This is a genomic window from Coriobacteriia bacterium (assembly GCA_031292615.1).
GTDB lineage: Bacteria > Actinomycetota > Coriobacteriia > Anaerosomatales > JAAXUF01 > JARLGT01.
Map to the genome: position 1 here is coordinate 1 of JARLGT010000025.1, position 21,533 is coordinate 21,533.

Annotated in this window: 22 protein-coding genes and 1 pseudogene; 21 read left to right on the plus strand and 2 right to left on the minus strand. The window is 65.5% G+C overall.

Annotated elements, in window-relative coordinates; translation table 11 throughout:
- The coding region (locus P4L93_02500) for a DNA polymerase III subunit delta (protein ID MDR3685817.1) at positions 1-278 on the plus strand (278 nt) is incomplete at its 5' end.
- Here the strand turns inward: P4L93_02500 and rpsT are convergent.
- A complete protein-coding gene (rpsT, locus tag P4L93_02505) occupies positions 275-541 on the minus strand; it encodes a 30S ribosomal protein S20 (protein MDR3685818.1) in 267 nt (88 codons plus the stop codon). The two genes, P4L93_02500 and rpsT, sit on opposite strands and share 4 nt — an antisense overlap.
- Before the next feature lie 153 nt (positions 542-694).
- Between rpsT and lepA the strand changes: the two genes are divergently transcribed.
- From lepA to recO, 17 genes and pseudogenes are all read left to right on the plus strand, one after another.
- On the plus strand, positions 695-2,497 hold the full coding sequence (lepA, locus tag P4L93_02510; protein ID MDR3685819.1) for a translation elongation factor 4: 1,803 nt from the start codon (positions 695-697) through the stop codon (positions 2,495-2,497).
- A gap of 26 nt (positions 2,498-2,523) precedes the next feature.
- Positions 2,524-3,537: a tRNA dihydrouridine synthase DusB gene (dusB, locus tag P4L93_02515; protein ID MDR3685820.1), complete on the plus strand. Its 1,014-nt coding sequence runs from the start codon at positions 2,524-2,526 to the stop codon at positions 3,535-3,537.
- A complete protein-coding gene (gene hemW, locus P4L93_02520; protein MDR3685821.1) occupies positions 3,534-4,742 on the plus strand; it encodes a radical SAM family heme chaperone HemW in 1,209 nt (402 codons plus the stop codon). The genes dusB and hemW overlap by 4 nt, the downstream gene beginning before the upstream one ends.
- Before the next feature lie 87 nt (positions 4,743-4,829).
- Positions 4,830-5,837, plus strand: coding sequence for a heat-inducible transcriptional repressor HrcA (hrcA, locus tag P4L93_02525; GenBank protein ID MDR3685822.1), 1,008 nt, complete (start codon positions 4,830-4,832; stop codon positions 5,835-5,837).
- A gap of 25 nt (positions 5,838-5,862) precedes the next feature.
- A complete protein-coding gene (gene dnaJ / locus P4L93_02530; GenBank protein MDR3685823.1) occupies positions 5,863-7,014 on the plus strand; it encodes a molecular chaperone DnaJ in 1,152 nt (383 codons plus the stop codon).
- Positions 7,015-7,024: 10 nt separating this feature from the next.
- The gene (locus tag P4L93_02535) at positions 7,025-7,789 is read left to right on the plus strand and encodes a 16S rRNA (uracil(1498)-N(3))-methyltransferase (GenBank protein MDR3685824.1); all 765 of its coding nucleotides are present in this window, start codon (positions 7,025-7,027) and stop codon (positions 7,787-7,789) included.
- Positions 7,782-9,068 carry a MiaB/RimO family radical SAM methylthiotransferase gene (locus tag P4L93_02540; GenBank protein MDR3685825.1) on the plus strand — a complete coding sequence of 429 codons (1,287 nt, stop codon included), beginning with the start codon at positions 7,782-7,784 and terminating at the stop codon, positions 9,066-9,068. The genes P4L93_02535 and P4L93_02540 overlap by 8 nt, the downstream gene beginning before the upstream one ends.
- Positions 9,069-9,175: 107 nt before the next feature.
- Positions 9,176-10,159: a PhoH family protein gene (locus P4L93_02545; GenBank protein ID MDR3685826.1), complete on the plus strand. Its 984-nt coding sequence runs from the start codon at positions 9,176-9,178 to the stop codon at positions 10,157-10,159.
- Between the two features lie 3 nt (positions 10,160-10,162).
- Positions 10,163-11,197 carry an HDIG domain-containing protein gene (locus tag P4L93_02550; GenBank protein ID MDR3685827.1) on the plus strand — a complete coding sequence of 345 codons (1,035 nt, stop codon included), beginning with the start codon at positions 10,163-10,165 and terminating at the stop codon, positions 11,195-11,197.
- Positions 11,178-11,540 (plus strand): annotated as a pseudogene (gene ybeY / locus P4L93_02555) (rRNA maturation RNase YbeY). The gene P4L93_02550 and the pseudogene ybeY overlap by 20 nt, the downstream one beginning before the upstream one ends.
- A gap of 76 nt (positions 11,541-11,616) precedes the next feature.
- Complete coding sequence (locus P4L93_02560) at positions 11,617-12,324, plus strand: diacylglycerol kinase (GenBank protein MDR3685828.1); 708 nt, start codon at positions 11,617-11,619, stop codon at positions 12,322-12,324.
- 40 nt (positions 12,325-12,364) lie between these two features.
- Positions 12,365-13,633: a hemolysin family protein gene (locus P4L93_02565; GenBank protein MDR3685829.1), complete on the plus strand. Its 1,269-nt coding sequence runs from the start codon at positions 12,365-12,367 to the stop codon at positions 13,631-13,633.
- Positions 13,626-14,042, plus strand: coding sequence for a cytidine deaminase (gene cdd, locus P4L93_02570; protein MDR3685830.1), 417 nt, complete (start codon positions 13,626-13,628; stop codon positions 14,040-14,042). Before P4L93_02565 ends, cdd begins: the two co-directional genes overlap by 8 nt.
- Positions 14,043-14,969 (plus strand): GTPase Era, encoded by a 927-nt coding sequence (era, locus tag P4L93_02575; GenBank protein ID MDR3685831.1) that lies wholly within the window; start codon positions 14,043-14,045, stop codon positions 14,967-14,969.
- A gap of 5 nt (positions 14,970-14,974) precedes the next feature.
- Positions 14,975-15,667 carry a deoxyribose-phosphate aldolase gene (deoC, locus tag P4L93_02580; GenBank protein MDR3685832.1) on the plus strand — a complete coding sequence of 231 codons (693 nt, stop codon included), beginning with the start codon at positions 14,975-14,977 and terminating at the stop codon, positions 15,665-15,667.
- Between the two features lie 5 nt (positions 15,668-15,672).
- On the plus strand, positions 15,673-16,725 hold the full coding sequence (locus tag P4L93_02585; GenBank protein MDR3685833.1) for an acyltransferase: 1,053 nt from the start codon (positions 15,673-15,675) through the stop codon (positions 16,723-16,725).
- Positions 16,726-17,478 carry a DNA repair protein RecO gene (recO, locus tag P4L93_02590; protein ID MDR3685834.1) on the plus strand — a complete coding sequence of 251 codons (753 nt, stop codon included), beginning with the start codon at positions 16,726-16,728 and terminating at the stop codon, positions 17,476-17,478.
- A 70-nt stretch (positions 17,479-17,548) separates the two neighbouring features.
- Here recO and P4L93_02595 read toward each other — a convergent pair whose 3' ends face one another.
- Positions 17,549-18,022: a ferritin-like domain-containing protein gene (locus P4L93_02595; GenBank protein ID MDR3685835.1), complete on the minus strand. Its 474-nt coding sequence runs from the start codon at positions 18,020-18,022 to the stop codon at positions 17,549-17,551.
- A gap of 175 nt (positions 18,023-18,197) precedes the next feature.
- Between P4L93_02595 and P4L93_02600 the strand changes: the two genes are divergently transcribed.
- From P4L93_02600 to P4L93_02610, 3 genes are all read left to right on the plus strand, one after another.
- On the plus strand, positions 18,198-19,115 hold the full coding sequence (locus P4L93_02600; GenBank protein ID MDR3685836.1) for a glycine--tRNA ligase subunit alpha: 918 nt from the start codon (positions 18,198-18,200) through the stop codon (positions 19,113-19,115).
- The gene (gene glyS, locus P4L93_02605) at positions 19,115-21,184 is read left to right on the plus strand and encodes a glycine--tRNA ligase subunit beta (protein MDR3685837.1); all 2,070 of its coding nucleotides are present in this window, start codon (positions 19,115-19,117) and stop codon (positions 21,182-21,184) included. The genes P4L93_02600 and glyS overlap by 1 nt, the downstream gene beginning before the upstream one ends.
- Positions 21,185-21,197: 13 nt before the next feature.
- Positions 21,198-21,533 (plus strand): kinase/pyrophosphorylase (locus P4L93_02610; GenBank protein ID MDR3685838.1); only part of this gene is annotated, 336 nt, incomplete at its 3' end.

Genomic DNA, 21,533 nt, shown 5'->3' on the forward strand with positions numbered 1-21,533 from the left:
CGGTCTACGGGCTTCACGCGCTTTCGCTACGGACGCTGCGCGATCTCATCGCCGCTCGCACAGTAATCGAGCGGGGGAGCGGGTCGATCGGCGAGATTGCCAAGACTATCGGGCGGCCGGACTGGCAGCTCAAGAACCTGCCGAGGCAGGCGAGGGGCTTCACGTCGCAGGAGCTGGTCGACGCTCTGCGTGCTGCGGCCGCTTCTGAAGCGCAAATGAAAACGAGCCGGGATCCCCGACTCGTCTTCGAACGCTGGATTGTGAAGGTCTGCGGCTAGCTCTGGATCGAGTTGGCCAGCTTCACGATGCCCGACTTGCGGTTGGCAGCCTGGCTGGCGTGGATAACGCCCTTGCTGGCAGCCTTGTCGAGCAGGCGAGCGGCCTCGAGAGCTGCTTCCTTGGCGACAGCGGCGTCACCGGCATCTACAGCGGTCTGTACCTTCTTGGTTGCGGTCTTCAGCCCGGACTTCACCGCGCGATTGCGCTGGTGAGCCTTCTCGTTGGTGAGGACGCGCTTCTTCTGGCTCTTGATATTCGCCACGTACGTATTCCTCCAGACAAATTACGATGGTGCCCGTCGCAGTGGGGTGCGAAGAACCTGCCGAGGATAGCACACGGCGCCGGGCGCGGCCAAGCCACAACGCTTGGCCCAGTTCTTCCTACGTTCGGCTGCACCCTGTTACACTCAACCGCTATGACGAACCCCTCCCACATACGCAACTTCTCGATCATCGCCCACATCGACCACGGTAAGTCGACGCTCGCGGACCGAATCCTCGAGCTGACGCACACGGTCGAGCATCGCGACATGGTCGAGCAGGTGCTTGACTCGATGGACATCGAGCGCGAACGCGGCATCACCATCAAGGCACAGGCTGTTCGCGTCATGTACGACGCTGACGACGGCCAAACCTACCAGCTCAATCTGATCGACACCCCGGGTCATGTCGACTTCACCTACGAGGTCAGCCGTTCGCTTGAGGCGTGCGAGGGCGCGATTCTCGTGGTCGATGCGACTCAGGGCGTCGAAGCGCAGACCGTCGCCAATGCGCTGATGGCGATGAACGCGCACCTCGAGATTATCCCGCTGATCAACAAGATCGATCTGCCGGCTGCCGATCCCGAACGTGTCCGTCACGAGATCGAGGAGGGCCTCGCCGTTCCAGCAGACGAGGCGGTGCTCGCCAGCGGCAAGACAGGCGTGGGAGTTCGAGCCGCGCTTGAGTCGGTCGTCCGTAACGTGCCGGCGCCAACCGGCGACCCCAATGCGCCGCTTACCGCCCTCATCTTCGACAGCTACTTCGATGCCTATCGCGGTGTCGTCGCGCTGATTCGTGTCTTCGATGGCTCGGTGAAGAAGGGTCTGAAGATTCGCATGATGGCCACCGACGTGGTCACAGATGTCGAGGAAGTCGGCGTGCGTCGGCCGGCTAACGTGCCCGTCGACGAACTGGGTGTGGGCGAGGTCGGCTATCTCATCACTGGCCTGAAGGACCCGTCTCTGGTCAAGGTCGGCGACACGGTCACCCTCGCCCGCGGTGGTGCGACAGAGCAACTGCCTGGCTATCGTGACGTCAAACCGATGGTATTCACCGGCCTGTTCCCGATCGACGGAGCCCAATACCCTGAGCTGCGCGATGCTCTGGACAAGCTGACTCTCAACGACCCGGCGCTGATCTACGAGCCCGAGTCGAGTCACGCGCTGGGCTTCGGCTTCCGCGTCGGATTCCTCGGCTTGCTGCACATGGAGGTCATCAAGGAGCGGCTCGAGCGGGAGTTCGACCTTGAGTTGCTGGCGACGGCGCCCTCGGTCGAGTACCACGCGTACCTGACCAATGGCACCCAAGTGGTCATCCATTCGCCACAGGACATGCCCGACCCATCGAAGCTGGATCGCATCGAAGAGCCGTTCCTTAAGACCACGGTGATCGTCCCGCCGGACTATGTGGGCGCGGTTATGGAGCTGTCCACCAGCCGGCGCGCCACCTTCACCGACATGCAGTATCTGAGCAAGACCACGGTGGAGTTGCACTACGAGATGCCCCTATCCGAGCTGATTATGGACTTCTTCGATCAGCTCAAGAGCCGCACCAAGGGCTACGCGTCACTTGACTACGAGCCCATCGGCTACCGCCCCGGCAACATGGTCAAGCTCGACATCCTGCTTGCGGGCAAGCCGGTCGATGCTTTGTCGTTCATCGTTCACAAAGACAAGGCCTACGACCGTGGAAAAGTGCTCACGGAGAAGCTCAAGGAGATCATTCCTCGGCAGATGTTCGAGGTGCCGATCCAAGCTGCCATCGGCGCCAAGATCCTTGCCCGCGAAACCGTACGCGCGATGCGCAAGGACGTCATCGCCAAGTGCTACGGCGGTGACATCTCGCGTAAGCGCAAGCTCTTGGAGAAGCAGAAGAAGGGCAAGAAGCGGATGAAGAACATCGGATCGGTCGAAGTCCCGCAGGAGGCCTTCATGGCGATTCTCAAAGTCGACGAGTAGCCGCGGATCGCCGTGAACCCACGCCGATGAGCGCCATCGCCGACATCCTGTCCCGCGGCCGAGTGCTTCTTGCCCCGATGGCCGGCGTCACAGAGGCTCCCTTCCGCGGCATCTGCAAACGCATGGGTGCGGGTCTGACGTACACGGAGATGGTCAGCGCGACCGGCCTGCACTACACGCCCGACTCTCCAACCTCTACAGCGCTTCTGCGCCTCGACCCCGCCGAGACTCCTGCCGCCGTGCAGATCTTCGGCGCCAACCCCGATGTGATGGCCGAGCAGGCCGCGCGCCTGGTCGAGCGGTTGGGCGACTCCATCGCGCTGCTCGACATCAACATGGGTTGTCCTGTCACAAAGGTGATCGCCAAGGCCGAGGGCAGTGCGCTGATGCGGACTCCGGAGCTTGCCGCGCAGATTGTGTCGGCCGTGGCCCAGGCCGTGTCACCGCTGCCGGTCACCGTCAAGTTCCGCAAGGGTTGGGACAGCGCGAGCGTCAACGCGGTGGACTTTGCGAAGCGCATGGAGGCGGCGGGAGCCGCCGCACTCGCGGTTCACGGCCGCACTCGCGACCAGTTCTACAAGGGCTCGGCGGACTGGCGGGTGATCGCCCAGGTCAAAGACGCCGTCGGCGTGCCGGTGATTGGAAGCGGCGACGTGTTCTCCGCCTACGATGCGGTCGCGATGATCGTGCAGACGGGCGTGGATGCCGTGATGGTCGCGCGCGGGGCGCAGGGCAATCCGTGGATCTTCCGAGAGGCACGTGCCCTCCTTGAGTCCGGCGCGCCGATCGCCGGTCCGACTGCGACCGAGCGCATCGACATGGCGCTGGAGCACGGTCGGGCGCTTGTCGACTTCGGTGGAGAGCGCGCCGTCATCCGCATGCGAAAGCATGTGGGGTGGTACGTTGCGGGTCTGCCCGGAGCCACCTACGTGCGCACGAAGGTCGATCAGAGCGCTACATTCGCCGAACTCGAGGCCATGTTGCTCGAGTACGCCGAGTTCTTGGCGAGCCACACCTCGTTGATGAAGGAAGGCCAGTGACAGACCTCGGCGTTTCGAGCGAGTTCGGACACGCCGAGGAGGCGGGCCTTCCCGAGCACTTCTACTTCCACGTGCCGTTCTGCCGGTCGAAGTGCTCCTACTGCGACTTCACCTCTTACGCGGGCTCTGACTCTCAGGACGTGTTCGCGGTGTTCGCTGGCATGGAGGCCGAGGTTCACCGCTGGTCGTTCGCGAGCCTGCCCGGCGTCGTTGCCACTGTTTACGTCGGCGGCGGGACGCCGTCGCTTCACGCGGCGCCGGTAGGCCAGCTGCTCGAGCAAGTGAGGCGCCACCTGCCGCTTCGAAGCGATGCCGAGATCACCGTGGAGGCGAATCCCGACTCGCTGAGTTCCTCGGCGCTTGAAGCGCTGGTCGCGGGCGGTGCCACCCGGATCAGCGTTGGCGTGCAGGCGTTCGACGATGGCGTGCTACGCCTCCTGGGTCGCCTGCACGATTCTCGGCAGGCACGGGTTGCGCTCTCGCTTGTCCGCGAAGCCGGCATCGAGCTCTCGGTCGACCTGATCTGCGGCGTTCCGGGCCAGTCGATGGCCTCGTGGGTCGAGTCGCTGGAGCAGGCGCTGGACTCCGGCGCCAAGCATCTGTCGATCTACCCGCTCGCAATCGAGGACGGCACGGCGCTCTCGGTTGCGATCTCCGGTGGGCTGGTCGTCGAGCCCGACCCCGACACCGCCGCCGAGATGATGCTCGTCGCGCAGACGCGGCTAGCAGCCTCGGGCATCGAGCGCTACGAGGTGGCCAACTACGCCACTCCGGGCCACGAGTCGATCCACAACACCGCGTATTGGACGGGCAAGCCCTATGTGGGGGTCGGCCCGGGTGCTCACGGCATGTTTGAACCAGGCACAGCACAGACCGTCGGCATGTACTTCGGCGACTCGGCACAGCAGGACGTGGCGCGAGTCCGCTACGCCAACTCCGGCGAGATCGACGCGTGGCTCACAGGTGCTGCCCCACAGGTAGAGCTGCTTTCGGCCGACGAGGTCGCCAAAGAGGACGTGATGCTCGGCCTTCGACTTGTGCGGGGGGTGCGGGTGTCTCAAGTGTCTGCGGCTCGACTCGACGACGTACTCGACTCGCTTCGGCACGACGGGTTGACCGAGCTTGTTGACGGGCACTGGCGAACGACCGAGCGAGGGTGGCTGCTCGGCAACGTAGTCTTCGGACGCGTCTGGGCAGGCGAATAGGCTCGGCACTTGCTTCGCGGTTGGGCTGGCACTCGCTATACTTGAGTGCCAACGACGCAGATACGCGCCGTGCTTCGAGGAGGACTCATGCTCAACGACCGTCGACGACGCGTGCTCCAAGCGCTCGTCGAGGAGTACATAGCCAGCGCCACTCCGGTAGGGAGCAAGACGCTTGTAGATCGCTACGAGCTGGGATGCAGCCCTGCCACGGTGCGAAACGAGCTCTCCATTCTTGAGGAGACTGGCTTCGTGCTGCAGCCGCATGTCTCGGCGGGTCGGCTTCCCACGGACACGGGCTACCGGTCGTTTGTGGACGTGCTTATCGAGGGCGGAATGAGCGATAGCGACATCGAGCAGATGCGCACCACGCTCTCGCACAACGCCAACGAGGTCGACGAGCTGATGCGCGAGACGTCGGTGGCACTTACGCAGCTCACCAGCTGTTTGGCCGTCGTGCTCGCGCCCAGCGTCACGCTGACGCGCGTGAAACGCATCGACCTGCTGTCGATGGCGCCGCGCCGCGCGCTGTTCGTGTTGATCACCGAGTCCGGGCAGGTCGTGAACCGCAACGTCGAGCTTCCGCTCGAAACGGCACCGGAGCGCCTGGCCGCGGTTGAACGCTCGCTGAACTCGGCGTTCGATGGCAAGCGCGCCGCCGAGATACGTCCGCTTCGCGTGGCGCTCGAAGCTGCGCACGGCGAGGACGGTCTGGTGGCGCTGGTCGTCGATCAGATCCTCGACGCGCTGGACGAGGCCGATCGCGATCGCTTCTACCACGTCGGCGTCCCCGCGCTCCTGGCTCAGCCCGAGTTTAGGGAGGCCGGTCAGGCCCGGCCACTCATCGAGTTCCTCGAGGACGGGATCGCCGTGCTCGAGACGCTCTCTGAGGCTCTGGGCAGCACCGACATCTCGGTTCGTATCGGACACGAGAACCGCCGAGCCGAGCTGGGCAACGTCAGCATTGTCGCCACCAACTATGCAGCGGGGGGAGCCGACGGCATCGTCGGCGTCATCGGCCCGACCCGCATGGACTATCAGCGCGCCATGGCGGCCGTTCGCGTGATCGCGGACGGACTGTCCGAGGCGCTCAGCTAACAACACCGCAAGAGAGGATCCGCCCGTGCCCGCAGGTACTCAGGACTACTACTCCACGCTCGGCGTCGAGCGCAGCGCAACTGCCGATGAGATCAAGAAGGCGTTTCGCCGCAAGGCGCGCGAGCTCCACCCCGACGTGAACAGCGCGCCGGACGCCGAGGACCGCTTCAAGGAGGTCAACGAGGCCTACGACGTGCTCTCGGACCCCGACAAGCGCGACCAGTACGACCGGTACGGCTCGGTCGGTCGCAACGGCGGTGGCGGCGGTGGCGGCTACGGCTATGCCGATATGGGCGATCTGTTCGGCGGCGGTGGCGGCATCAACATGGAAGACCTGTTCAGTGCGTTCTTCGGTGGGGTCGGCGGGCGCGGAGGCGGGCGCGGCGTGCGGCTTGAGGGTCGCGACATGGCGATGCAGATCGTGATCACGCTTGCCGAGGCAGCGAGCGGCGTCGAGAAGGAGATCGTGCTCGATCGACTGGCGACGTGCGACGTGTGCGGCGGCAGCGGTTCGACCGAGGATAGCAAGACGGTCACCTGCCCGGACTGCAATGGCACCGGGCAGCGCGTCACGCAGCACAAGACGTTCCTGGGCACCATGCAAACCGTCGCGCCATGCGAGCGATGTGGGGCGAGTGGTCACATCATCGAGAACCCGTGCGAGGAGTGCCAGGGCTCGGGCCGCGTGCCCGACCGCGAGCACGTCAAGGTCAACATCCCGGCCGGCATTCGCGACGGCCAGCAGATCCGCGTAGCCGGCATGGGTGAGGCTGGGATTCGTGGCGCTGCGGCGGGCAACCTGCTCGTCAGCGTGCGAATCGCCGAGGACGAGTACCTGCACCGGGAAGGCGACGACCTGCACTGCCGCGCCACGGTTCCGGTTACGCAGGCGGCGCTCGGCGCGACCATTCATGTGAACGGCGTGCTCGAGGAGCACAACGTCAACGTGCCTGCGGGCACGCAGCACGGTGACACCCTGCGAGTAAGGGGTGGCGGCATGCCGCGTCTGAACGGGAGCGGGCGTGGCGACCTGATCGTTCACGTGGCGATCACGGTCCCCAAGAAGCTTTCCAAGCGCCAGCGCGAGCTGCTCGAGGAGCTCGCCACCGAGTTTGGCGAGGACGTCGCCGAGTACAAGACACCCATGCACAAGCTTCGCGACTGGCTGCACGGCTAGCCGCCCTGTCATGAGCGCACACCGCTTCTTCCTCACAGCTCCTCTTGCGCCGGTCCCCGGCGGGCTTATGCCGATGGCGCCCGCCGACGTGCATCATGCGGTCGACGTGCTGCGTCTGCGGGTCGGCGAGACCATCGATGTCGTGGAACCCGACGGGCGCGTGTGGCGCATCTCACTCACGGAGGTGGGAAGCGAGGGCGTGGTGGGCGATGTCGTGCGTGAGATCCCAACCCTTTCGCTCCCGCGAGTCACGCTCTTTCAGGGCGTGGCCAAGGGCGACAAGATGGACGACATAGTGCGTCAGGCTGTTGAGGTCGGCGCCGAGGCGATCGTTCCGATTCTGACAGCCCGCAGCGTCGTGCAGCTCGATGAGCGCAGGTCCGCGCAGCGCGCCGAGCGCTGGCAGCGTGTCGCGCTGGCGGCGGCCAAGCAGTCCAAGCGCGCGACGGTGCCGCTCGTGTCGGCACCGGTGCCCCTTCGTGATGCGCTGGTTGAGTTGGCCGCCTTCGACGGTGCCGTTGTGCTGTGGGAGGAGTGCGAGGGCCTCGGAATCGCGTCGGCAGTGAAGCGCTGCGCTTCCTCGGCAGACGCACGTGTAGCGCTGATCGTCGGCCCGGAGGGAGGGCTCGCCACCGAGGAGGTCGACGCGCTCGTTGCGCTGGGCGCGACTCCCGCTACGCTTGGGCCCACCATCCTGCGCACTGAGACCGCCGCGATCGTGGCTCTTGCACTCGCGATCGGGGCGCTAGGCGGCCTGGGCGGCTCGGATGACTGAGCGCTTCGGCCGCGGCGTTGCGATTCGCACGCTCGGCTGCAAGGTCAATCGTGCGGAGAGCGAGGCGATCGCCGCAGCATTGCTGGGCGACGGCGCGCCGCTTTCCGAGGAGTCCGATGCCGCCGTGGTCGTCGTCAACACCTGCACGGTAACCGGCGAAGCCGACGCCAAGGCGCGCAAAGCCGTACGCCACGCGTTAGCCGGCGCCTCGCAGCCAACCGTTGTGGTGACCGGCTGCCTCGCTGCGCTGGATCACGATGCGCTAGCGGCGCTTGGGGAGCGGGTGGTGGTGGAGGCCGACAAGTCCCGCGTGGCAGCGCTCGTCGAAGAGCTGCTCGGCGCTCAGGCGTCGCGCGGAGGCGACCATCCTCTGGTGTCGCGCGCCGAGGACCCGGCGTTTCGCACTCGGGTCTCGCTCAAGGTCGAGGACGGTTGCGACGCGTTCTGCAGCTACTGCATCGTGCCGTATGCGCGTGGAGTCCCCCGTGCTGTGGCGCTGGATGAGGTCGTTACGCAGGCGCTGTCGCTTGTCGCGACCGGGACGCGCGAGATCGTACTGACCGGCATTAACATCGGCCGCTATGAGCATGCCGGCCACGACTTGGCCGACGTGATCGACGCAGTCGCGGCGACCGGCATCGCTCGCGTTCGGCTGTCAAGCATCGAGCCGCTCGATCTGACGCCGCGCCTACTCGCCGCGATGGCAGCCGCACCTGCGTTCTGCGCGCACCTGCACGTGCCGCTGCAGGCCGGAAGCGACTCCGTGCTCGCCGCCATGGGTCGCGCCTACACGTGCGAGGAGTTCTTGGAGCGCATCCGAGCCGCTCGCGAAGCGCTACCTGGCCTGGTGGTGACCACCGACGTGCTGGCCGGCTTCCCCGGCGAGACCGCCGAACAGGCTGCTGAGACGCTGGCGTTGTGCGAGCGAGTCGGCTTTGGGAAGCTGCACGTCTTTCGGTACTCGCGGCGCCCGGGCACGCCGGCGGCCATCCGCGCAGACCAGGTCGACGAGCCGACCAAGGGCGCTCGCGCCGCTGGTCTTCGCCAGCTTTCGGCTCGCCTCGCCGCGGCCCGCGCTACCGCCCGAGTCGGTGCCGCGGCTGAGGTGCTGGTGGAGCGCGTCGTGAGGGCGGGCGATGCGCAGCCGATGGCCGAGGGCACGACGCGAGACTACCTGCGCGTGAAGTTCCCGGCACTGGGCGCCGCCCCGGGAGAGCTCGCACAGGTTCGCCTCGTGCACGTGGACGGGGAGCACCTGCTCGGCGAGCGGCTCCTCTGAGGGTCGGCAAGGCGCAGAATCACCCTCGATGGTGCTAGAATTCGCACGTACTCGCGGCGCTGACGCCGTGCCCCGCCTTTCCCCGAAACCGAGGTGTGAACCCAAGCATCGTGGAATCCACTCAGATACGTCTCGTCGTCCCGCCTGAACTGGACATGACCAGGCTCCTCGGCCAAGGCGACGCGCTCCTCAGGCTCATCGAGGACCACTTCGAGTCCGACATCGCAGTTCGCGGCAACCAGATCACCATCTCAGGCCAGTCCGGCGACAGCCAGACCGTCTCTTCGCTCTTCGCCGAGATGATTCAGCTCGTCGAGCGCGGCGAGCAGCTCAACTCCGAGAACCTCGAGCGCTCGATCGAGCTGGTCAAGCACGGAGAGGTATCTCCGACAGCCCTTCACGGCGACATCATCCTGACCCACAAGGGCAAGACGATCCGTCCCAAGACTGCAGGTCAGAAGCGCTATGTCGATGCGATCCGCAAGAACACCGTCACGTTCGGCATCGGCCCGGCCGGTACGGGCAAGACCTATCTCGCCATGGCGATGGCTGTCGAGTCGCTCAAGCACAAGGAGGTCGGGCGCATCATTCTGACGCGTCCGGCGGTTGAGGCGGGGGAGTCGCTCGGCTACCTTCCGGGCACTCTGACCGAGAAGGTCGATCCGTATTTGCGCCCGCTCTACGACGCGCTGTTCGACATGATGGATGCCGAGAAGTCGGCGCAGCTCACGGATCGCGGCGTCATCGAGATCGCGCCGCTGGCCTACATGCGTGGGCGCACCCTCAACGACTCCTTCGTCATCCTCGATGAGGCGCAAAACACCAGCCCGGAGCAGATGAAGATGTTCCTGACGCGTCTGGGCTTCGGCTCAAAAGTCGTTATCACCGGCGACGTGACGCAGATTGACCTGCCCAAGGGGGCGTCGGGCCTCAAGCAGGTCCGCGACATTCTCGGCGGTATCCAGGACATCGAGTTCATCGACCTGACCGGCAAGGATGTCGTCAGGCACAAACTGGTGCAGCGCATCGTCACGGCGTACGGCGAGCACGAAGAAGCCAAAGCAGCTGCCGAGGAGGCGAAGCACCGCTAAGCCATGGGTAGGTATCGCGAGATCACTTCCCGTGCAGTGACGAAGCTTCCCGGACGGCTCAAGTCGCCGCTGGCGGGCCGCGCCGTGCTCTTCGTGCTTGTGGGTGCGACCGCCGCCTTCATCGTGCTCATTGGCGGCGTCACGGTCTTCTTTGCCGACATGGCTGACGGGACGCCGTACCAGATCGCCGCCATCTCGGGCGTGTGGGGCGCTGTGGGCGCAGCCACCGCGACGATCGCGGCGCTGATCCTCATGCCGTTCATTCGCGACGGTCTCGGACTGGCCGAGGACATCCGTCTTCTCGAGGCGGCAAGCCCTGCGCATCCGCTCATGAAGGAGCTCATCACCAAGGCGCCGGGCACGTATACGCACTCGGTGGCAACTGCGAACTTGGCCGAAGCGGCTGCCGAGAGCATCGGCGCGGACACGCTGCTGACGCGGGTCGGTGCCTACTACCACGACGTGGGCAAGATTCGTCGGCCGGTCTACTTCTTCGAGAACCAGCAGCCGGGCTTCAACCCTCACGACAAGTGCAAGCCTCAGCTCTCGGCGGTCATCATCACTGCGCACGTCAACGACGGGCTTGAACTGGCCAAGCAGTACCATCTCTCGCCCCGCATCCAGGCGATCATTCGCCAGCACCACGGGACGAGCCTCGTGCGCTACTTCTACAACAAGGCGGCCGCCACCGACGCCGGCGTCTTCGAGGCTGACTTCCGGTATCAGGGCGAGAAGCCCGACACCCGCGAGGCAGCGCTCATCATGCTGGCTGACTCGAGCGAGGCTGCCGTGCGCGCCCTGCGCCAGCCGTCCGAGCCGCGCGTCATGGCGGTCGTGCGTGCGATCGTCGAGGAGAAGCTCAGCGACGGTCAGCTCGACGATTCGCAGCTCTCGGTGGGTGACATGGAGCGCATCGTGGAAACGTACTCTCATATGCTCACCAGCATGTATCACACGCGCATCGAGTACCCGGTTGCGCCCGACATCTCAGGGAGGCCGGCAAGTGCAGATCAGCATCGTGAGCCATCGAGAGCCTGAGCCGCTCGACCTAACGGCCTTTGAGCGACTCGCCGCGTTCGTTCTCGACCGCGAGGACGCACCTGTCTACACCGAGCTTTCCATCGCGATTGTGGAGATCGCCGAGATGACGGAGCTCAACCAGAGGTATCGCGGCAAGGAAGGCCCCACGGACGTCTTGTCCTTCGAGTGCGACGACCTGTGCGCCGCTGAGCCCGACGAGCCGGTTACCTTGGGCGATGTCGTGATCGCTCCCGCGATCGCAGAGGTACAAGCCGAGGAGTACGGACACACCGTCGAGCAGGAGCTCAACTTGCTGCTCGTGCACGGGGTGCTTCATCTTCTGGGCTACGACCACGAGGCCGACACCGACGCGTCTGCGATGCAGGCACGCGAGCGCGCCCTGCTGACGGCGTGGGACGCGGCGGGCTTGCGGGCCTATGCCGACGAGCAACCGCTCGATCCTTTGGAGCTTCAACTACGCGATCTCGGGCGTGGTCTACGCGCTACGCACGCAGCGCAACATGCGAATCCACGTCGCGGCGGCCCTTGCATCGCTGATAGTTGCCCTCGTACTGCAGGTGGGCACGGTGGGGTTGGTGGCGATAGTCTTCGCCATCAGCTTGGTCTTCGTCACCGAGCTGGCGAACACCGCGATCGAGGCTGCCGTCGACGTCGCAACCACCACCTACGACCCGCTTGCCAAGGTCGCCAAGGACGTTGCCGCAGGTGCGGTGCTCGTGGCGGCCACCAACGCGCTCGTCATCGCGTACCTGGTGCTGTTCGATCCCGTCACGCGTGTCGCGTCTCACGGTCTCGTGATCGTCGAGGCGGCACCGGCCACGCTGACCGTGATCGCGCTGGGGCTGACGCTTCTCATCGTCATCATCCTGAAGGCACTGACGCGCGAGGGTTCGTTCGTTCATGGAGGCTGGCCCAGCGGGCACGCGGCGCTGGCTTTCGGAGCGGCGGCATCGCTCGCGTACGTCACCAACAGCGTCAAGGCCACCGTGCTCGCGTTCTTCATCGCAGTGCTCGTCGCCCAAAGCCGCGTTGAAGGCGAGATACACACCATCTCGCAGGTGATTCTGGGCGCGTTGCTGGGCACGCTGACGGTGACCGCGATCTATCAGGTATTCTTCAGATAGTGGGCGCACCCACCAAACCCGAACTCAGTCCGGAGGCCGTGTGGTCTTTGTAGTGCTCCTTCTCGCCGTCGTGTTCGGCGTACTCTCCGCCGTGTTGGCTGCTGCCGAGACGGCCGTCATGCTCCTGCCGCCCGGCAGGGTGCACCGCCTCGTCGAGGCGGAGCGCCATGGCTCTGTTCAGCTCGAGGCGCTTGCAGCCCGGCCCTACCGCATCCGCGCAGTCTCCGGGCTTGTCGCCGCGTTTGCGTTCGCTACGGCCGCGATGCTCGGTCTTGAGGCCGGTGCGCTGCTTAACTCAACGCTCGATCCAGCTTGGGAGCTCCTAGCCGCGCTTCTCGGCGTCCTGCTCATGTTTGCGCTTGCGCAGACACTGCCTCGAGCGCTCGCGGTTGCGAACCCGGAGGATCTGGCACTTGAAGCGGCCCCCATCGCTCAGGCGCTCGTGCCACTGGTCTACCCGTTCGCCAAATTGCTCGCCGCGCCGTTTGCCTGGGTCATCCGCATGGCTGGCGGCGAGCGACCCACCTCGCCGTGGGCGACGGCTGCCGAGTACCGCGCCGTCGACACGGATGAGGAGACGGAGCGCGAAGAGGCCGAGGAGGCGCTTCTCGAGGCCGTCTCCGACTTCGCCGAGAAGGTCGTTCGTGAGGTGATGGTGCCTCGGACCGACATGAAATCGCTGCCGGACACGGCGCGGGCCGCCGATGCAGTTGCGCTGATCGAAGGGACGGGCTTCTCTCGGCTGCCGGTGTATCACGAGTCGACCGACGACATCCGGGGAGTCCTGTACGCGAAGGATCTGCTTGTCGCGCTGGCCGCGGGCAACGCCGACAGCCCGATCATCGGACTGGCACGCGCGCCCTACTACGTGCCCGAAAGCAAGCCCATCGAAGAGCTCCTCGCGGAGATGCGCAATACGACTCACATCGCTATTGTCGCCGACGAGTATGGCGGCACAGCTGGTATGGTCACGCTGGAGGATCTGATCGAGGAGATCGTCGGCGAGATATCCGATGAGTACGATCGTGAGGAGACGCTGCTCGAAGATCTTGGGGATGGGCGGTTCCGCGTGGACGCGCGGCTGCCCGTGGACGACCTCAACGAGCTGTTCGGCACTGAGATTGAGATCGATGCCGACTCGGTGGGCGGACTGTTCACCGAACTGGCTGGCAAGATACCGACCCCGGGGGAGTCCGTCGAGATCGAGGGTCTTCGCCTGACCGCTACCGACCTGCAAGGGACGAGAATCCGGCAGCTCACAGTCGAGCCTGCCGCGACGTCAGACGATGAAGGAGCAACACATGCGTAACCTCACCCAGCCGGACTTGGCGCTGCTCGCATTCGCGCGGGAGGTTCAGGAGAAGGCCTACGCGCCTTACTCAAACTTCCGAGTCGGAGCGGCCATCTACGCCGACGGCGAGATCTTCCAGGGAGTCAACGTGGAGAACGCCGCCTACGGGGCGACCGTCTGCGCCGAACGTGCCGCACTCACTGCCGCCATCACCGCTGGCTGCAGAGACATCACGGCCATCGCCATCGTCGGTGACTCGGAGTCGCCCACAGTACCGTGCGGCTGCTGCCGTCAGGCGCTCGCCGAGTTCAACCCCGACCTTCGCGTCATCATGGGCGGCAACACCGACGAGGTCCTCGTTCGCTCGCTCGAGGAGCTGCTGCCCGAGGCCTTCGTGCGAGCCTTCATCGACGAAGAGAAGCGCTAGGTGGCATCCTCACCCAAGCTCGGGGGTGTCGAGCAGGTCAGCAGCGGTTTCGTCGCGCTTGTCGGCAGGCCTAATGCGGGCAAGTCAACGCTGACCAACGCGATCGTGGGAACCAAGGTCGCAATCACTTCCGATACGCCACAGACGACGCGGCATCGTATCCGCGCGGTGCTCGATCGTGACGACGCTCAGCTCGTGATCGTCGACTCGCCGGGGCTGCACAAGCCGCACGACGCGTTGGGCGAAGAGCTGAACCGCTCGGCGCTCAAGGCGCTTGAAGACGTGGACGTCGTGGCGTTTCTAGTCGACTCGACGCAGCAGTTCGGTCGCGGGGACGAATGGGTGGCCGGTCACGTGGCCAAGGCACGAGCTAAGCGCGTCCTAGTCCTCACGAAGGCAGATCTGTCGACACAGACCAAGATCGAGGAGCAGATCGCCGCGGCGAGCAAGTTCGCGACGTTCGACGACATCGTCGCCGTCTCCGCGGTCGATGGCTTCAACGTGGATGGCTTTGTGGATACCGTAGTGGCATACCTGCCGCAGGGACCGCGCTGGTTCCCTCGCGACATGCCGTCTGACCAGTCGATCGAGGTGATGATCGCAGAGTTCATCCGCGAGAAGATCCTGCGCTCCACCCACGACGAGGTGCCGCATGCGGTTGGCGTCGTGATCGACGACCTGACCTACGACGACCGTAAGAACATGTACACGATCATGGCGATCATCTACGTCGAACGTGAGTCGCAAAAAGGCATCATCATCGGCAAGGGTGCCGAGAAGCTCAAGGCGATCGGCACGGAGGCTCGCGTGGACCTTGAGCGACTGCTCGCCGGCAAGGTGTTCTTGAACCTGAGCGTGAAGGTCAAGAAGGACTGGCGCCGAGACGCAGCCCAGATTCGGCGGTTCGGCTACGGAGAGGGACGGTGAGCGTCATGGATGCGGCGACTCTCGCTTCATACATGGACCAGACGCTGCTCAAGCCGACGGTAGGTTTCGCCGAGGCCGCGGAGTGGATCGAGGCCAATCGCGATCGTGGCTTCGCGTCGCTGTGCGTCTCGCCCTTCCTGACGCCGCTGGCCGCCCAACGGCTGTTCGACTCAACCACGAAGGTGTGCTCGGTCGCGGCGTTTCCACTCGGCTATGCGGCGACTGAAGCCAAGGCCGATGAGGCCGCACACCTCGTGACATTGGGCGCCGTTGAGGTGGACATGGTGATCAACATCGCCGCGCTGCTCGAAGGCGAGAGCGCGTTCGTGCACCACGATATCGAGGCCGTGGTCAACGCGGTGGCGCATGCGAGCCACGGCAAGGCCATCGTCAAGGTGATCCTTGAGACCGGTTATCTGCAGACCGCCGACATCGAGCGAGGCTGCCACCTTGCAGTTCAGGCGGGCGCGCACTTCGTCAAGACGTCGACAGGCTTTGGGCCGAGAGGCGCGAGCGTTGACGACGTGCGCACGATGCGCGCGGCCGTCGGACCGGACATCGGTGTCAAGGCGGCAGGCGGCATTCGCGATTTGGCGTGTGCGCTGGCGATGATCGAGGCCGGCGCGACTCGGCTCGGCACTTCGGCCGGCGAGAAGATAGTTGCCGAGGCCGCTCAGTCGGCTGCGCCGGGAGCCTAGCGTCGGTGGCGCTGGGATCCGTCGCCCGATCAGGCCGTGACGCAAGGATCGACGCCCTCAAGGGCGTCGCGATCGTTTGTGTCGTGCTCTATCACACACTCGGGCAGTACTGGATCACGGCCCCCACGCTTGCGCTCTATCTGCGTGAGATCGTCTTCGCGTTCATGCTGCCGCTGTTCGCGTTTCTCTCCGGCTACGTCCAGCCTCGCGCTGGCGCGTTGAAACCAAGGCAGTACTTCTCCCGACGCACGCTTGGCCTCATGGTGCCGTACGTGTGCTGGGAGGTTACATACGGGCTGGCCCTCGTTCCAGGCGCCCACGACAGTATTGGCGCGTTTGGGCGCTACCTGCTGGGAACCCTGACCGATCCGCATCTCGAGGGCCGCATGTGGTACCTCTACATCCTCTGGGTCGCACTGATGCTTCTCGGCGCGCTGCGCGTTCTTGGCCGAGACAACCCATGGGTGCTCGCTGCGAGCATCGTTGCAGTGATGGTGTGGCCGTGGTGGGGGCAGTTCAAGCGGCTGCAGTGGATCTACACCTACGTCGTGCTGGGACTGCTGGCCAGGAGGTATGATGGCGAGCTTTTCAAGCACAGGCTTGCGATTGGGCTGGCTGGCGCCGTCGCCTTCCCGGTGCTGTGGTGGGCGACTCGACCCGAGAAGACCGCGTTGGCCCGCGTGAGCGCCTGGCTGCTTGGCTCACCGCTCCTGGGCGGCGGCGTGGCGACCCTCTACGGGTTGTCGACGCTGGCGGGCGTCGCAGCCATCGCGGCGTTGGTAGCTGCGAGCTACGTGACGCCGCACGTGGCGCTTCGAGCGCTAGCGGTCCCAGGCAAGCTCTCGCTGGGCATCTACGTGGTGCACTTCTACTTCGTGGAGGTGTGGCACGAACCGAGTCCGTGGCTGATTCCCGTCATCGTTGCAGTTGCGCTCGCGTGCTCGATGGCGGTGACGCTGGTGCTGGCGCGCTGGAGGGTCTCGGCCACGCTCTTGCTGGGGGAGCGCTGGACTCCCAAGAGTCTGCCGCTCGGCGATGTGAAGACGGAGACGCTCTAGGTGCCTACGTATTCTGCGCGCGTCTTGGTGCTGCGCAAGACCAAGCTCGGGGAGACCGACATCATCCTGACGCTACTGGCGGCCGATGGCCGGCAGTTGCGCGCGGTCGCCAAGGGGTTGCGCAAGCCGGGCGGCCGATTCGGCGGCCGGCTCGAGCCGTACTCGGTGGCTGACCTGCTGCTTCACACTGGCCGCTCGCTCGACGTCGTGACCGAGGCAGTGACGTTTGCGACCCACGCTGGGCTGCGTGAGGACTTCGACCGATCGGCGGCTGCCGCCGTGGTTGCCGACGTGCTCGACAAGGTCTCGCTCGAAGGCCAGCCAGAGGAGCGGCTCTTCGCGCTGGCTACCACAACGCTCGACACCATGGAGACCGCCCCGCTTGAGGCTCTGCCGCCGATCGTCATCGCGTTTCTTGGCAAGTCGATGGCGATGCACGGGTATCGCCCGCAGATCGAGTCCTGCGCGTGTTGCTCGTCGGAGTTGGGCGAGTGCACGACCTTCTCAGTATCGGCCGGCGGCGCGCTTTGCGGCTCCTGTGCCGAGGCCGATGCGGGCGGCATCCGCTTCGGGCCGGAGGGCCGCGCGTGGCTCAGCCGCCTGATGCAGGCCAAGATGGCCGAGATCCCGGGCCTCGACATGCCTCCTGCGGCCGTGGCGGACTGCTTCGCACTGATGCGCGCGTTCGTTGTCTACCACCTGCCGTCGCGCCTCAAGGCGCTGGACTTCTACGCGGGACTGCTCGCAGGCTGACGACCGCTCAAGCGCGAAGCGGCCCCCGTCGCAAAGGCAACGGGGGCCGCAGGAACTGCGAAGTGAGGGGCTACTGGGCGAGCTTGGAGTCGAGCAGCTCGCCGCCGGTCGTGTCGCCGCCGAGCATGTCGCTGAATGTCTTGAGGTGGTCTTCCTCGTCGGCAAGGATGCTCTCGAGCAGTCCGCGCGTGGTGGGATCGCCGTGCGCCTCGGCGATCTTGACCGCGGCCTTGTAGCGCATGACCGCGTCCGACTCCGCCGAGAAGTCCGACTTCGCCATCTCCTTGAGGCCCGAGAAGTCGCTGTCGAACTTTTCCGGCTTGGTCGTGGCCTTGCCGCCCAAGAACTCGATGCGCTCTGCAAGAGACTCGGCGTGCTTCATCTCTGTGACGGCGACGCCCTTGAACGTGTCGGCGTGCAGCATGCCTTCGGGACCGGTGACGGTGTAGTGCTGCCGCATGTACTGCATGATCACGGCGAGCTCTCGTGACCTGAGGTCGTTGAGCACGTCGATAAGATTGGCGTCGGCGTAGTGATCGGCCATGGCTCCTCCTTGTGCGAAGTACCGGGCATGACCCGGTCGCGGATGATGTGACGAGTGGTAGGTTCCCTGCCTTATGCCCGCCGTAAACGGGCGTCGGCTCGTGTAAGATAGCGGGGCATCTTACCGGCGCCGTCGCGCGAGTTCGCGACGCACCTCGAGGGGAAGACAAGCCACCATGAGTTCGATGACGTTTCAGGACATCATCTTGGCGCTTGAGCGCTACTGGGCCGACAAAGGTTGCGTCGTCTTGCAGCCATACGACACAGAGGTCGGCGCGGGCACGTTCCACCCTGCCACCACGCTTCGAGCCCTGGGTCCGGACACCTGGCGCACGGCCTATGTGCAGCCCTCACGGCGACCGACCGACGGCCGCTACGGCGAGAACCCCAACCGCCTGCAGCACTACTACCAGTTCCAGGTCATCCTCAAGCCGTCACCCGACGACGTGCTCGACCTGTACCTCGACTCGCTGCGCACCATCGGCATCGAACCCGCCGAGCACGACGTGCGCCTCGTCGAAGACGACTGGGAGTCGCCAACGCTGGGCGCCTGGGGCTTGGGCTGGGAGGTCTGGCTGGACGGCATGGAGGTCACGCAGTTCACCTACTTCCAGCAGGTCGGTGGCTTCGAGTGTCGCCCCGTGCCCGCCGAGATCACCTACGGCCTCGAGCGCCTGGCCATGTACATTCAGGGCGTGGACAGCGTCTACGACCTCACGTGGTCGGTGGGCCCGGACGGTCACACGTTCACCTACGGCGATGTGTTCCTGAGAAACGAGCAGCAGTACTCGGCGTACAACTTCGAAGTCGCCGACGTCGACATGTTGCTCGGCCTGTTCAAGACCTACGCCGATGAGTGCCGTCGCACGCTCGACGCCGACCTGGTACTGCCGGCCTACGACTACGTGCTGAAGTGCTCGCACGCGTTCAACCTGCTCGACGCCCGTGGCGCAATCAGCGTGACCGAGCGTCAGGGATACATCCTGCGCGTCCGCGCGCTTGCCAAGGCGTGCTGCGCGGCCTACCTGGAGTTGGTAACCCCCAAGGAGGCGGCCGACGAAGAAGTGGTCGCCACACAGGGGGGTGCGGCGTGATGGCCCGCGATCTGGTCTTCGAGATTGGCACTGAAGAGCTGCCGTCCAAGGCGCTCTACGGGGCGATCGAGCAGCTGCAGGTCAACGTGCCCAAGGCGCTGGAGAACGCACGCCTTGAGTACAACGACGTGCGCATCTGGGGCTCCCCGCGCCATCTCGTGGTGCTGGTCAGCGAGCTTGCCGAGCAGCAGGCTGACGCCATCCACACGCACAAAGGCCCGGCTACCAAGGCCGCCTTTGACGCCGAGGGCAATCCCACCAAGGCCGCCATCGGTTTCGCGCGCGGCAAGGGAGTCGATGTCGCCGAGCTCACCACCGTCTCCGATGGCAACGGCGAGTATGTCTACGCCACGGTCGAGGTCAAGGGTGTCTCGGCAGGCGAGGTCTTGCCGGAGCTGCTCTCGCATATCGCCGAGAACATCGAATGGCCCAAGTCGCAGCGGTGGGGGAGCGGCGACGCCCGCTTCTCGCGCCCGGTACGCTGGCTGCTTGCGCTCTTCGGCGGTGACGTCGTCCCCGCCGAGTTCGCCGGGCTGACTGCGGGGCGTCTCACGCGCGGCCATCGCCTGCTGAGTCCCGCCGCGATCGAAGTACCAACCGCCGCCGAGTACGACCTGGCGCTGCAGCGTGGGTTTGTCATCGCCGACCACGAGGTGCGCGCTAAACTCCTGCGCGAAGGCATCGCCACGGCCGCCGGGCAACTCTCGGCCAGCGCAGTGGTGCCCGAGAAGACGTTTGCCGAGGTCGTCAACCTCGTCGAGTACCCCACGGTCGCAGTCGGTACGTTCGACGAGGCGTTTCTCGAGGTGCCGCGCGAGATCCTCGAGAACGCCATGGAGAGCCACCAGCGCTACTTCCCGGTCGAGACCCGAGATGGCAAGCTCACCAACCGCTTCATCGTCGCGCACAACGGCGACCCCAAGCTGACCGACGCCATCGTGCGCGGCCACGAGCGCGTGATCCGCGCGAGGCTCTCGGACGCGGCGTTCTTCTATCACGAGGACCTGCACAAGCCGCTCGAAGCGTACGTCCCGCAGCTCGACACGATCGTCTTCCAGGAGAAGCTTGGGACGCTCGGCGACAAGGTTCGCCGTGTCGAGAAGCTCGCTGGCTCGATCGCGAGCCTACTGGGGGCTTCGGCGGAGGAGACGGCGCACGCACGGCGCGCGGCCCATCTGGCCAAGGCCGACCTCGTCACTAACGCGGTCGTTGAGTTCACCGATCTACAGGGCGTCATGGGCGGCTACTATGCCGAGGCAAGCGGCGAGGACGCCGAGGTCGCCAAGGCCATCGTCGACCACTACCGTCCCCGCTTCGCTGGCGACGAGCTTCCGTCGACCGTCGCCGGTCGGATAGTCGCGATCGCCGACAAGTTCGACAGCATCGCCGGTATCTTCGCCATCGGCATGGCCCCGACCGGCTCGGCCGACCCTTACGCGCTGCGCCGCGCATCGATCGGAGTACTCCAGATGCTCCTGGGCGGTACCCGGGCCACGCTCGACGCGCTCATCGGCGCGGCGCTCGATGGCTACCAGGGCGTCGTCCAGTTCGATGTCGAGGCGACCGGCGCTGCGATCCGGGAGTTCCTGGTCGGTCGCCTTCAGGGTATCCTGCGCGACCGCGGCAACGCATACGACACCGTTGACGCCGTGCTTGCCATTGCGGCCGACGACCCGTCCGACGCGCTCGCGCGTGTCGAGGCGCTCACGACCTTCCGTGCATCGAGCGACGACATGGAGGACCTGTCGATCGCGTACACGCGCGCCAAGAACCTCGCCAAGGCCGAGCTCGGCACGAGCGCCAACCGCGCCATCATGGGCGCCGAGGAGCTTGCGCTCGTCGACGCCCTGGATCAGGCCCAGTCGCTCGCGGCCGAGGCGATGGGCGCTCGCGCCTACTCGGCGCTGCTCGAGGTGTACTCGGGTCTGAGGGCACCGATCGACGCATTCTTCGAGGGCGTGCTGGTCATGGACCCTGATGAGGCCAAGCGCGACAACCGCCTGCGACTTCTCAACCGCTTCGTCGAGCTATTCGGGCGCTTCGCCGACTTCAGCTTGCTAGCCGGTTAGGTTCGTGGCATACGTGGTTACGATCCATCTGCTCTCCGACTCATTGGGCGAAACCGCCGACGCAGTCGCCCGCGCCGTGGCGGCACAGTTCCCACCCGGCGCGTTTCGGCTTGAACGCCTGCCCAAGGTGGACTCGGCCGAGCAGCTGCGCGAGATGGTCGCCTCGCACTGCGGCGAGCATTGCATCTTCTTCTACACGCTGATCGAAGAGCACCTGCTTGCCGAGATGCGCCAGTTGGTTTCCGAGGGGCGCGTTCGCGGCGTCGACATCCTCGGGCCGGGCATCGAGCTACTCGCCGGCGTCACCAATCTCGAGCCGCGCGGCCAGGCCGGCGCGATCCGTCAGGCC